Below are 12,600 nucleotides of genomic sequence, written 5' to 3' on the forward strand. Positions count from 1 at the left end.
TGGTCGATATGAGCTCGCGCATCCTGACCGCTGTCGCGTGGCCGTACGCCAACGGCCCGCGCCACATCGGTCACGTCTCCGGTTTCGGTGTCCCCTCCGACGTCTTCTCCCGGTTCATGCGGATGAGCGGCCACGACGTGCTGATGGTCTCCGGCACCGACGAGCACGGCACCCCCATCTCGGTGCAGGCGGAGCGCGAGGGGCTCACGACCCGCGAGCTGGCCGACAAGTACAACCGGGTGATCGCCGGTGACCTGCAGGGTCTCGGGCTGTCGTACGACCTGTTCACCCGGACGGTCACCCGGAACCACTACCGGGTGGTGCAGGACGTCTTCAAGGGTCTGTACGACAACGGCTACGTCGTGCCGAAGGTCACCAAGGGTGCGGTCTCGCCGTCCACCGGTCGGACGCTCCCGGACCGCTACATCGAGGGCACTTGCCCGATCTGCGGTTTCGACGGCGCGCGCGGTGACCAGTGCGACAACTGCGGCAACCAGCTCGACCCGATCGACCTGATCAACCCGCGCAGCCGGATCAACGGGGAGACCCCGAAGTTCGTCGAGACCGAGCACTTCTTCCTCGACCTGCCGGCCCTGGCCGGTTCGCTGGGCAGCTGGCTGTCGGCGCGCACGGACTGGCGCCCCAACGTGCTCAAGTTCAGCCAGAACCTGCTCGACGACCTCAAGCCGCGGGCCATCACCCGCGATCTGGACTGGGGCGTGCCCATCCCCCTGGACGGCTGGTCCGACCAGCCGATGAAGCGGCTCTACGTCTGGTTCGACGCGGTGATCGGCTACCTCTCGGCCTCGGTGGAGTGGGCTCGGCGCACCGGCGACCCGGAGGCCTGGCGGAAGTGGTGGGAGGACCCGGAGGCCCTCAGCTACTACTTCATGGGCAAGGACAACATCGTCTTCCACTCCGTGATCTGGCCGGGCATGCTCCTCGGCCACAACGGCCAGGGCGACCACGGCGGCCGGGTCGGACCGCTGGGGGAGCTGCGGCTGCCCGACGAGGTCGTCTCCAGCGAGTTCCTCACCATGAGCGGCTCCAAGTTCTCCACCTCCCGCGGGCAGGTCATCTACGTCGGCGACTTCCTCGACGAGTTCGGGCCCGACGCCCTGCGCTACTTCATCGCTGTCGCCGGCCCGGAGAACCAGGACAGCGACTTCACCTGGGACGAGTTCGTCCGGCGCAACAACTTCGAGCTGGCCAACGAGTGGGGCAACCTGGTCAACCGCTCGGTGTCCATGGCCCACAAGAACGTGGGCGCCGTCCCCGAGGCGCTCGACCTGCGCGACGTCGACCACGCCCTGATGGCGGCCTCGCGGGGGGCGTTCGACTCCATCGGCGCCCTGCTGCGGCGCAGCCGGTTCAAGCAGGCGATCGGCGAGGCGATGAAGGTGGTGGGCTCGGCCAACAAGTACATCTCCGACAACGAGCCGTGGAAGCTCAAGGACGACCCGGCCCGCCGGGACACGGTGCTGCACACCGCCCTGCAGGTCGTCTCCGACGCCAACACGCTGCTCACCCCCTTCCTGCCGCACGCTTCGCAGAAGGTGCACGAGGCTCTCGGCGGGTCCGGGGTGTGGGCGGCGCAGCCGGAGATCCGTACGGTGTCGGAGGAGGGCGGCCCGGACTACCCCGTGCTGATGGGGGACTACGCCGGTGAGCAGGCCAGCTGGGAGTCCGTCCCCATCCGACCCGGCACGCCGCTGGCCAAGCCGTCGCCGCTGTTCGCCAAGCTGGACGACAAGCTGGGGGAGACCGGACCGGACTTCGCTCGCCTGACCTGATCTCGCGAGCGGGTCCCGGGGTCTCGCCCGGTCCGGGTCCGACCCAAGACCCTCGTCGCACCGGTGACCGGCGTGGTCGTCGTAGGCGCTCTGCTACTATTTACATAGTCAAACTATGTAAATGACCGTTGGAGGTCCTGCTCGTGTCCGCGCCCGCCGCATCCCCGTCCCTGCTCCGGCAGCCGAAGGCCGTCTGGGCCGTCGCGTTCGCCTGCGTGATCGCCTTCATGGGCATCGGTCTGGTCGACCCGATCCTGCCCGCGATCAGCGCCGACCTCGGGGCGACGGCGGCACAGACGATGCTGCTGTTCACCAGCTACCTGCTGGTGACCGGGTTCGCCATGTTCTTCACCAGCTTCGTCTCCAGCCGGATCGGGGCCAAGAAGACGCTGCTGGCCGGACTCGGTCTGATCGTGGTCTTCGCCGCCCTGGCCGGGGCCTCGGACTCGGTCGGCATGATCATCGGCTTCCGCGCCGGGTGGGGACTGGGCAACGCGTTGTTCATCTCCACAGCGCTGGCCACCATCGTGGGTGCGGCCAGCGGTGGGGCGAACAGCGCGGTGATCTTGTACGAGGCCGCCCTCGGGCTGGGCATCGCGGTGGGACCGCTGCTCGGCGGCGCGCTCGGCAGCATCTCCTGGCGCGGCCCGTTCTTCGGCACCGCCGTGCTGATGGCGATCGCCCTGATCGCTCTGACGATCCTGCTCGGCGGGCAGACGAGCCGACCCGAGCCGGTCGCCGTGACCGCGACGTTCCGGGCTCTCCGGCACCCGGCGCTGCTCACCCTGGGTCTGGCCGCCCTGTTCTACAACTTCGGGTTCTTCAGCCTGCTGGCCTGGAGCCCGTTCCCGCTGGAGGCCGCAGCCGCTGCTGCCGGCGTCGCCGACTTCGGCGCGCACGAGCTCGGGATGATCTTCTGCGGGTGGGGCCTCGCCCTGGCCGTCACCTCGGTCTTCGTCGCCCCCGTGCTGACCAGGCGGTTCGGTCGTTGGCGCACTCTCTACGCGATGCTCGGGACCCTGGCCGTGGTGATGGCGGTGCTGGCCGTCGAGGTCGCGAACCTGACCGTCCTGATCATCGGCATCGTGGTCGGCGGTCTGTTCCTCGGCGTGATGAACACCGTGCTCACCGAGTCCGTGATGGAAGCCACCGACCTGCCGCGGACCGTCGCCTCCTCCACCTACTCCGGCGTGCGCTTCGTCGGCGGTGCGGCCGCACCGGCGCTGGCCGGGGTGATCGCCGGCGTGCTCGGCTACGGCGCGCCGTACTGGATCGGCTGCGCCGGTCTGCTGGTCGCGGCCGGGGTCCTCTGGGTCGGCCGCGGCCACCTCGCCCGGATCGACACCCACCTGAGCGAGGAGCCCCTCGACGAGGCTGCGGCCCTGACCGCCGCCGACGCCTGAGCTACCCGTGCGTGCCGCAGCGCACCGAGCCGGTCAGCGCGGGGTCACCTTGTAGATCCCGTCGTTCGTGCCGTTCGAGGTGGTGAAGTAGAGCGAGCCGTCCGGACCCTGCTGGACCGTGCGGATCCGCCCGTAGCCGGTGAGGATGGTCTGCGACAGCGTGGTCTTGCCCGAGGCCGAGACGTGGAACACCATCACGCCCTTGCCCTTCAGCTTGGCCACCAGCAGCTTCCCGTTCCACGACTGCCACCGGCTGCCGGACAGGAAGGTCGCCCCGCTGGTGGCGACGGTCGGTGACCCGGAGCGCCACTTCGCGCTGTACGCCTTGGGGAAGCGGGTCTTGTCGGTCATCGGACGGTTCTCGTTGTAGTAGGTCCCGGTCGGGGACCACCCGTAGTTCCGCCCCGTGAGGATGCGGTTCACCTCGTCATCGCGGGAGGGGCCGTGCTCGGCGCTGTAGAGCAGGTTGTCGCTCGACCGGAACGCCAGACCCTGCACGTTGCGGTGCCCGTACGTCCAGACGTACCGCGCGTAGCCGCCCTTGCTGTAGAAGGGGTTCGACGTCGGGATGGATCCGTCGCTGCGGATCCGCAGCACCTTGCCGCCCAGTGACGTCAGGTTCTGGGGGATGGTGCCGACGGCCGCGTCGCCGGTGCCGATGTAGAGCATGCTCGAGGAGCGGAACCGCAGCCGGCACCCGGAGTGCCGGCCGGACGACAGCGGGATGCCGGTGACCAGGGTCTTGACCTTGACGGCCGTCGTGCTGGTCGTCAGCCGCCACTTCCAGACCTCGACGTCCTTGCGGGTGCCGTTGCTGTTGGCCACGGCCATGCAGGTGTAGAAGTACTTGTTCGTCGGCGCCTTCGGATCGGCGACCAGCCCGAGCATGCCGGACTCGCTGTTCACGAACGGCTTCGGCAGCGCCATCGCGACCCGCTGGGGCGGCGACGACGGCCACTTGGACCAGATCCCGCCGGCGCGCTGGTCAAAGAGCATCAGGCCGCCGATGAACGTGACGTCCCACGGGATCGCCAGGTTGCCGGCCACCTTGGTGACGGACACCTTCGGAGCCGCGGCTTCGGCGGTGGGTGCGGAGGCCGTGAGCGCCGACGCGACGACGGCGGTGACCAGGGCGGTGGTGAGGACGGCGCGGAAGGGGCGTCGTAGCATGACGGTCTCCAGATTTCGTACGGCCCCGAGCCGGGAACAGCCTAACCCCGGCGACCGGAAACACGCAGCGAAGCGAGGATTCCGTGGCCCGTCATCATGCTGTCGGCCGACGACGAGCCGCCGGCGGCCTCACCGGTCTCGGGCTGGCGGTTCTGCTCGCGCTGGGGGTGGTTCCCGCGCCGGCGGTGGCGGCCCCCACCCCCGGGTGGAGCACCGGCGTCGACTCCTGGGTCACCGACCTGAACACCGACCAGCGGCTGGCACGCCAGTCCCGGCTGCGGTGGGAGCGTGGCTCCGTCGGTGACGACGCGATCCGGATCGACCCGACGCGGCGCTACCAGACGATGACCGGGTTCGGTGCCTCGATGACCGACTCCTCGGCGTACGCGCTGTCCCAGCTGCCGGCCAGGACCCGCCGAGCGACCATGACCGACCTGTTCTCCACCACCGACGGCATCGGCCTGTCGATGCTGCGCCAGCCGATGGGGGCGTCCGACTTCGCGGTGGGCGAGGCCTACTCCTACGACGACCAGCCGGCTGGCAGGACCGACCGCGACCTGTCCGACTTCAGCATCGCCCACGACCGCGCGTACGTCCTGCCCCGGCTGCGGGAGGCGTACGCCCTCAACCCGCGGCTTACCTTCATGGCCAGCCCGTGGAGCGCGCCGGGCTGGATGAAGGACACCGACTCCCTGGTCCAGGGGTCGCTGCGGCAGAAGTACGAGAGGGCGTACGCCCAGTACTTCGTGAAGTTCGTGCGGGCGTACGCGAAGGCAGGCATCCCCACCGACTACGTGTCGCTGCAGAACGAGCCGCTGTACGAGCCCGCGGACTACCCGGGCATGGGGGTGATGCCCGACCAGGCGGCGCGCTTCCTGGGCCGCCACCTCGGACCTGCGCTGGACCGGGCCGGGCTCGACGACACCACGATCCTGGGCTACGACCACAACTGGGACATCACCGACTACCCGGAGGCGATCTACCACGACCAGCGAGCCGCTCGCTACGTCCCCGGCACTGCCTGGCACTGCTACGGCGGCCAGGTGTCGGCCCAGTCGGTGTCGCACAACAACTACCCGCACGCGCAGGCGTTCCTGACCGAGTGCTCGGGCGGGGAGTGGCAGGGCACCGTCGACCGGGCGTTCGACCTCACCATGGACTCCGTCATCGGGGTGCCCCGCCACTGGGGTCAGTCGGTGATCTTGTGGAACCTCGCCCTCGATCAGCGCAACGGCCCGTTCATCGGTGGCTGCACGACCTGTCGGGGTGTGGTCACGGTGAACGACGACGGCACGGTGACCAAGAACCTGGAGTACTGGGCGCTGGCCCACGCGAGCCGGTTCGTCGCCCCGGGTGCGGTCCGGATCGGCTCCTCGCAACCGGCCGGGTCGCCGGTGAGCAACGTGGCCTACCGGAACCATGACGGCTCCCTGGTCGTGGTGGCCCACAACCAGGGTCACCAGAGCCAGACCTTCGACCTCGGCGTCGGCGACCGCCACGTGCGCGCCACCCTGGCTCCCGGCGCGGCGGCGACGTACCGCTTCCGGGCCCCGGACCGGCTCGCACCGGCGGGCGACCTGGGCTGGGTGGACCTCGACTACGGACGCGGTCCGCAGGGCACCCCGAGCGGTCGGCTGACGGCCAGCGTGGGACCGGACGTGATCGCCGCGATGAGCCACGTGAAGCTGCGTGAGCAGTGGCTGGCGTACGCGCTGCCGTACGGCGCCGAGCTGCGGCGCTCCGGCACCGCCACCGATCTGGACCGGTCGGCCTGGACGGTGACCGCCGCCGGGGTCACGCCCACGCCCGACGACCCGCTGGCCAACCTCAGCGACGGGGATCCCGCGACCCGCTGGAGCTCCGGCGAGGGCCAGGACACCGACATGAGCCTGACCGTGGACCTCGGGTCGGCGCAGACGTTCTCCGAGGTGTCGCTCGACGTCGGCGCCAGCACCGGTGACTACCTGCGCTCGTACGTCGTCCAGGTGTCCGACGACAACGCGAGCTGGCGGTCGGTGGCCCGCGGACCCGGTCGGACGGGCGAGATGATCATCGCCCTGCCCGCGACCACGGCCCGCTACGTCCGGATCTCCAGCGGGACCACCTCGGGCAGCTGGTGGTCGATCGCCGAGCTGGTGCTGCGGCGGGCTGACCACACCAGCAGCCCGGGTCCGGTCGGCCGGGACCTGGTCCGCGACAGCGCCACCCTGGCCGACGGGTCCCGGGTGATCGGCTACTACAACGACGGTCGCCGGACCCAGAACGTCCCCTGGCCGGTGACCGGCTTCGGGTACGCCTACCGGCTGCCGCCGACCGCGGCGGCCACCTTCGTGGTGATGGGCGGATAGCTGCGGGGTCAGTCAGACGACGGGCCGGTACCTACTTCTGGTGCAGTGCTCGCCGTCCGACCAGCACCGGGCACGGTGCGGAGTGCTGCAGCTTCTGTGCCGTGCTGCCGATCAGGATGGTGGCGGTGAGACCGCGAGCTCCGGCGGCGACCACGATCAGGTCGGCGGGAAGCTCCTCGGCGACCTTGATGATCTCCGAGGCCGGCGAACCACTGCGCAGGCGCCGGCTGACGGCGGGGCCCCATCCCTCGAACTCGGCCATCAGCGAGGCCGTCGCTCCGCGCGCCTCGGCCTCGAAGCTCAGGTTGACGGCCTCGTCCACGGAGCCGGGAGGAGTTCGGTGGGACAGCTCGTTCTCGAACGGCACCACGGCCAGCGGGCTGACCACGGCGACGATCACGACCTCCGTGATCTTGTCCGGGTCCGCGAACGACTTGAACTGCTGAGCGGCCGAGAGAGACGCCTTCGACCCGTCGGTGGCGACGATGACCTGCATGATCAGACCTCCATGTCGTCCATGTCGTCGGCGTCGGGCAGTCCCACGCTGCCGCCGTGCCGCTTCTTGCTGAAGTACTCCCACAGGTAGAGCAGGAAGCCGACCGCCAGCAGCCCGGCCACCCAGAGCAGGGACGACGGGTCGTCGATGATGACGTACGCGAGCAGCACGACGTTGCCGACGATGCCGACGTAGAGCAGTGGTGTGTTGGCCCGGTAGGTGTCCGGTCGCTCCTCGGTGCCGCGCAGCTTGAGGGCTGACACGATGACCAGGGCGTAGATGAAGAGCAGGAACACGACAGTCACGTTGGCCAGCGTGGCGACGATGTCGAGCTCCGGGTTGACCAGCTTCACCAGAGCGCCCACGGAGAGAAGAACTGCGACCACGATGCCCTGGAAGATGAGGGCGACCCACGGGCTGCGCCGCGTGGAGTGCAGCTTGCGGAACATCTTCGGGAAGATGTTCTCCCGCGACATCCCGTACAGGATCCGCGACTGGGTGACCACCGCGACCAGGGTGGTGTTGGTGATTGCCGTCATCGCGATCAGGGCGAACAGGATGATCATGACGCCGACCGGGACCGGCAGGATCCCGGCCCGGACCACCTCGAGCAGGGCCGCCGGAGCAGCGGCCAGCGTGTCCACCGGGACCACGAGGGCGGCGCTGATCGCCACGATGACGTAGATGACGCCGGCCGCGACCATGCCGCCGATCAGCGCCCGCGGGAACGTCTTCGACGGGTTGATGGTCTCCTCGGCGACGTTCGCCGCGTTCTCGAAGCCGGTCATGGCGAAGAAGGCGAGCGCGACCCCGGCGACGATGGCGAAGATCGGGTTGCCCTCGGCGCTGAACTCGGTCAGCGCGCCCCAGTCGGCGTTGCCCTGGAAGACGTAGATGATCCCGATCAGCATCACGATGGCCAGGCCCGACACCTCGACGATCGTCATGATCATGTTCGCCACCACCGACTCGGTGATGCCGATGTAGTTGATGGCGGTGAGCGCGAGGACGAAGAGGATGGTGACGAGCAGCGGCGGGGGGAGCGGGAAGAGCTGGCCGAAGTAGCGGGCAAAACCGCTGGCCAGGGATCCCGAGGCGGCGAAGCTCGCCGACAGCATGCAGATGGTGATCAAGAACGTCAGGATCGGCTTGCGGAACGCCTTGTTCACGTAGAGGGCGGCGCCGGCCGCCTGGGGGTACTTGGTCACCAGCTCGGCGTAGGCGAGCCCGGTGATGGCGGCCACCGTGACACCGACGGCGAAGGCGATCCAGAAGGCACCCCCCACGGCGGCAGCCACCGCGCCGATCAACACGTAGATGCCGGAACCGAGGACATCGCCGAGCACGTAGAAGAAGAGCAGCCGGCCGGTGATCGAGCGTTTGAGCTCGCTCTTGGGCGAATCGGCTTCGGCGATGTGACTAGCGGTCGTCATGGCTACCTGCTTGCTCCCCGCGAAGGCGGTGGGGTCGAGGTGTCGGGCGGACCAGCGAGCCCTCAACCTAGCAAACGTCTCAGGACGGCCTCAGGCGGAACGGATCGGCCGGGTAGACGCCGAGCACCTTCACCTCGGTGGTGAAGAAGGTCAGCTCCTCCAGGGCCCGGCTCAGCCCGAGGTCGTCGGGGTGGCCGTCGACCTCGGCCAGGAACTGGGTGGCGGTGAACTGGCCGTCCACCATGTACGACTCCAGCTTGGTCATGTTGACGCCGTTGGTGGCGAAGCCGCCGAGCGCCTTGTAGAGGGCGGCCGGCAGGTTGCGGACGTTGAAGATGAACGACGTCACCACCGGGCCGTTGCCCGCCGGCGCCTGCACGAACTCCGGCGACAGCAGCACGAACCTGGTGGTGTTGTGCTCCTCGTCCTCGATGTCGCGGGCCAGCACCTCCAGGCCGTAGATCTCCGCGGCCAGCGGCGGCGAGATCGAGGCCTGGGTCACGTCGTTGGCCTCCACGATCTCGCGGGCCGCGCCGGCGGTGTCGCCGGCGATCAACGGCCGCCAGTGGTGCTCGGCGATGATCTTGCGGCACTGACCGAGGGCGTGCACGTGACTGTGCACCGTCTTGATCGTCTCCAGGGTGGTGCCGGGCACCCCCATCAGGTGGAAGCGGATCCGCAGGAAGTGCTCGGCGATGATGTGCAACCCCGAACCGGGCAGGAAGTGGTGGATGTCGGCCACCCGACCCGCGATCGAGTTGTCGATCGGGATCAGGGCCAGGTCCGCCGCGCCGGTGTCCACCGCGGCGAACACGTCCTCGAACGACGCGCAGGGCAGCGCCTCGGCGTCGGGGTAGTGCTGCACGCAGACGATGTGGGAGTTGGCACCCGGTTCGCCCTGGTAGGCGATCCGGTGCTGCTGGGGTTCACTCACGAGGACCTAGTGTGCATCCTCGCCTCGACCACGCGCAGGGCTTCCCGCAGGCTGACCGGTCGGCAGCCGAGGGCCAGCGCCCGGGCGCGGATCGCCGGCTCGGCGCGGTAGAGCGCCACGCCGCGGCGCAGCAGCACCCCGACCGGCTTGCGGTGCTCGCGCACGTCGCGGCCGAACCGCAGCAGCATGGTCAGCAGCCGGGGCCGGTCCAGGTAGAGCGCGTCACCCAGCACCCCGGCCCGGCGGCAGGCGGCCACCAGGTCGGCGGCGAACAGGCCCTCCGCCACGACGCAACCCGCCCCCTCCAGATCCAGCGCGTGCCGGCCGGTCCGTCGGCTGCTGGCGATGTCGTACGTCGGCACCCGCGCCTCGCCCGTGCTGCACAGCGCGACGATGGCTGCCAGGGCGCCGTCGGCGTCCCAGCTCGCGATGTCGTCCCAGTCGACGATGCCCAGCGTGCGCGGGAGCCCCGGGTGGTCGAGGTCGAGGTAGAAGTCGTCCAGCCGGAGCTGCGGGCAGGACGACAGCGCGGCCACCCGCGACTTGCCGCTGCCCGACGGCCCGGCGAGCAGCACGACCTGCGCCCGGTGGGTGGCACCGGGGGAGTGCGGAACTGTCACCTCAGTAGGCGGAGCCGCCCGCGAGCGACAGGGCGCCGACCGGGTGCCAGACGGTCTTGATCTCCAGGAACGCCCGCAACCGGCCCGTGCCGGGCGCCGCGGCGAAGTCGGGCGTCCCCTTCGGCCGGTAGACCCGTTTGATGGTGCCGGCGGCGGCGCGCTCGAGCTCGTCGCCCGACTCGCCGTCCGCCCCGGTCAGATCGAGGGCGTCCACGTCGGCGTGCGCGGCCAGGTGCGGGGCGATCTCCGCGCTCGAGCCGGTCAGCAGGTTGACCACCCCGCCGGGGAGGTCGGAGGTGGCCAGCACCTCGCCGAAGGTGACGGCCACGTAGGCATCCGGTTCGGCCGCGACCACCACGCAGGCGTTGCCGCCGGCCAGGATCGGCGCGATCACCGAGACCAGTCCCAGCAGCGGCGCGCCGGTGGGGGCGAGCGCCGCGACCACACCGGTGGGCTCGGGAGCGGAGTAGGAGAAGTAGGGCCCCGAGATCGGGTTGCTGGAGCCGAACACGGCCGGCAGCTTGTCGGTCCAACCTGCGTAGTGCACGAGCCGGTCCACCGCGGCGTCGACCTCGGCGCCGGCCGCCCCCTCGTCGGCCCCGCCCCGGGTCAGGAGCTCGACGAACTCGGCCCGGCGACCGTCCAGCATCTCCGCGATCCGGTAGAGCACCTGGCCGCGGTTGTAGGGCGTGGCCCCGGACCAGGCGGCGAAGCCCTTGCGGGCGGCGACCACGGCGTCCCGGGCGTCCTTGCGGGAGGCCCGGGCAGCGTTGGCCAGCAGCTTCCCGTCGGCGTCCCGGAGCTGGTAGGTGCGTCCGGACTCCGAGCGCGGGAACTTCCCCCCGAGATAGAGCTTGTACGTCTTGGGCACGGCCAGGTGGCTCATCGGCGACCCTTCCTCTCGCGGCGGCTGGGAGCGAGCACGGGTTCGTCGTCGGTGTCCAGGTAGGCCGCCATCCCGGACGGCCCGCCCTCGCGGCCGAAGCCGGACTCGCCGTAGCCACCGAAGGAGGCGGCCGGGTCGAAGCGGTTGAACGTGTTGTCCCACACCACCCCGGCCCGCAGCCCCGCGGCCATGCCCATGGCCCGGGAACCCTTCTCGGTCCAGACGCCGGCCGACAGCCCGTACGGGGTGTTGTTGGCCTTGGCCAGCGCCTCGTCGGGCGTGCGGAACGTCAGGACCGTCAGCACCGGGCCGAAGATCTCGTCGCGGGCCACCCGCATCGACGCGCTGGCCGCGGTGATCAGCGTGGGCGGGAAGTACCAGCCGCGCTCGGGCAGTGGGCAGGACGCCGACCACACGTCGGCGCCCTCGTCCCGTCCCGCCTGGGTCAGCGTGGTGATCCGCTCCAGCTGGCGGGCGGAGTTGATCGCGCCGACGTCGGTGTTCTTGTCCATCGGGTCACCGACCCGGAGGGTCTCGACCCGGGCCCGCAGCTTGGCCAGCAGCTCGTCGGCGACCGACTCCTGGACCAGCAGCCGGGAGCCGGCGCAGCAGACCTGGCCGGCGTTGAAGAAGATGCCGTTGACGATGCCCTCGACCGCCTGGTCCAGGGCAGCGTCGGCGAAGACGATGTTGGCGCCCTTGCCGCCCAGCTCCAGGGTGAGCTTGCGACCGGTCCCGGCCAGGCTCTGCTGGATGGAGCGACCGACACCGGTGGAACCGGTGAAGGCGACCTTGTCCAGGCCCGGGTGGTTGACCAGGGTCGAGCCGACGTCACCTGCTCCGGGCACGATGTTGACCACGCCCGGCGGCAGGTCGGCGTCGGCGATCACCTCGGCCAGCACCAGCAGCGACAGCGGTGTCGTCTCGGCCGGCTTGATCACCACCGTGTTGCCGGCGGCCAGCGCCGGCGCGATCTTCCAGGCGGCCATCAGCAGCGGGAAGTTCCAGGGGATCACCTGACCGGCCACACCGAGCGGCCGCGGGTACGCGCCGAGCCCCAGGTGCTGCAGCTTGTCGGCCCAGCCCGCGTGGTAGAAGAAGTGCTGCGCCGCCGTCGGCACGTCGAAGTCGCGGGTCTCCTTGATCGGCTTGCCGTTGTCGAGGGTCTCCACCACGGCCAGCTCCCGGGACCGCTCGGCGATGCCGCGGGCGATCCGGAACAGGTACTTGCCGCGCTCCGCGCCGGACATCGGAGCCCAGACCTTCTCGTACGCGCGCCGGGCCGCGGTCACCGCCCGATCGACGTCGGCGTCGTTCACGGTCGAGACGGTGGACAGCTGCTCGGCGGTGCCGGGGCTGTGCGTGATCAGGTCGTCTCCGCCGCCCTCGACGAAGGTGCCGTCGATGAACGGCAGATAGCGGTCCTTGATCGCGCCGATGGCCGCCGACTCGGGCGCGGGGGCGTACTCCCAGTCCATCAACGGTCCTTCCTACGGTCGGTGGCCATGTTCCTCAGT

General features: G+C 70.1%; 10 protein-coding genes. 3 read left to right on the forward strand and 7 right to left on the reverse strand.

Annotated elements, in window-relative coordinates; all coding sequences use genetic code 11:
• The first annotated feature begins 8 nt into the window (after window positions 1–8).
• Both metG and ABD714_RS02220 read left to right on the forward strand, forming a co-directional pair.
• Window positions 9–1,793, forward strand: coding sequence for a methionine--tRNA ligase (gene metG / locus ABD714_RS02215; RefSeq protein ID WP_344810627.1), 1,785 nt, complete (start codon window positions 9–11; stop codon window positions 1,791–1,793).
• A 170-nt stretch (window positions 1,794–1,963) separates the two neighbouring features.
• Window positions 1,964–3,196 (forward strand): MFS transporter, encoded by a 1,233-nt coding sequence (locus ABD714_RS02220; protein WP_344811266.1) that lies wholly within the window; start codon window positions 1,964–1,966, stop codon window positions 3,194–3,196.
• 33 nt (window positions 3,197–3,229) lie between these two features.
• On the opposite strand, the gene ABD714_RS02225 is transcribed toward ABD714_RS02220, so the two are convergent.
• Window positions 3,230–4,366: a PQQ-dependent sugar dehydrogenase gene (locus ABD714_RS02225; RefSeq protein ID WP_344810628.1), complete on the reverse strand. Its 1,137-nt coding sequence runs from the start codon at window positions 4,364–4,366 to the stop codon at window positions 3,230–3,232.
• 83 nt (window positions 4,367–4,449) lie between these two features.
• Here ABD714_RS02225 and ABD714_RS02230 point away from each other — a divergent pair, with 83 nt between their 5' ends.
• Window positions 4,450–6,714, forward strand: a complete 2,265-nt coding sequence (locus ABD714_RS02230; RefSeq protein WP_344810629.1) for a discoidin domain-containing protein — start codon at window positions 4,450–4,452, stop codon at window positions 6,712–6,714.
• Between the two features lie 31 nt (window positions 6,715–6,745).
• On the opposite strand, the gene ABD714_RS02235 is transcribed toward ABD714_RS02230, so the two are convergent.
• From ABD714_RS02235 to ABD714_RS02260, 6 genes are all read right to left on the reverse strand, one after another.
• Complete coding sequence (locus tag ABD714_RS02235; protein ID WP_344810630.1) at window positions 6,746–7,210, reverse strand: universal stress protein; 465 nt, start codon at window positions 7,208–7,210, stop codon at window positions 6,746–6,748.
• Window positions 7,211–7,212: 2 nt separating this feature from the next.
• Window positions 7,213–8,643, reverse strand: a complete 1,431-nt coding sequence (locus ABD714_RS02240) for an APC family permease (RefSeq protein WP_344810631.1) — start codon at window positions 8,641–8,643, stop codon at window positions 7,213–7,215.
• Between the two features lie 79 nt (window positions 8,644–8,722).
• Window positions 8,723–9,577, reverse strand: coding sequence for a prephenate dehydratase (locus ABD714_RS02245; protein ID WP_344810632.1), 855 nt, complete (start codon window positions 9,575–9,577; stop codon window positions 8,723–8,725).
• Complete coding sequence (locus ABD714_RS02250) at window positions 9,574–10,197, reverse strand: hypothetical protein (RefSeq protein ID WP_344810633.1); 624 nt, start codon at window positions 10,195–10,197, stop codon at window positions 9,574–9,576. The genes ABD714_RS02245 and ABD714_RS02250 overlap by 4 nt, the downstream gene beginning before the upstream one ends.
• Window position 10,198: 1 nt before the next feature.
• Window positions 10,199–11,083 carry an aldehyde dehydrogenase family protein gene (locus ABD714_RS02255; protein ID WP_344810634.1) on the reverse strand — a complete coding sequence of 295 codons (885 nt, stop codon included), beginning with the start codon at window positions 11,081–11,083 and terminating at the stop codon, window positions 10,199–10,201.
• Entirely contained in the window at window positions 11,080–12,561 is a 1,482-nt protein-coding gene (locus ABD714_RS02260) for an aldehyde dehydrogenase family protein (RefSeq protein ID WP_344810635.1), read from the reverse strand. The genes ABD714_RS02255 and ABD714_RS02260 overlap by 4 nt, the downstream gene beginning before the upstream one ends.
• Between the last annotated feature and the right edge of the window lie 39 nt (window positions 12,562–12,600).

Origin of the sequence: Microlunatus aurantiacus (assembly GCF_039536605.1) — a bacterium.
GTDB lineage: Bacteria > Actinomycetota > Actinomycetes > Propionibacteriales > Propionibacteriaceae > Microlunatus > Microlunatus aurantiacus.

Coding starts and splice junctions, on each gene's coding strand:
- metG (WP_344810627.1), top strand. CDS start 9: ATGAGCTCGCGCATCCTGACCGCTGTCGCGTGGCCGTACGCCAACGGC.
- ABD714_RS02225 (WP_344810628.1), bottom strand. CDS start 4,366: ATGCTACGACGCCCCTTCCGCGCCGTCCTCACCACCGCCCTGGTCACC.
- ABD714_RS02235 (WP_344810630.1), bottom strand. CDS start 7,210: ATGCAGGTCATCGTCGCCACCGACGGGTCGAAGGCGTCTCTCTCGGCC.
- ABD714_RS02240 (WP_344810631.1), bottom strand. CDS start 8,643: ATGACGACCGCTAGTCACATCGCCGAAGCCGATTCGCCCAAGAGCGAG.
- ABD714_RS02255 (WP_344810634.1), bottom strand. CDS start 11,083: ATGAGCCACCTGGCCGTGCCCAAGACGTACAAGCTCTATCTCGGGGGG.
- ABD714_RS02260 (WP_344810635.1), bottom strand. CDS start 12,561: ATGGACTGGGAGTACGCCCCCGCGCCCGAGTCGGCGGCCATCGGCGCG.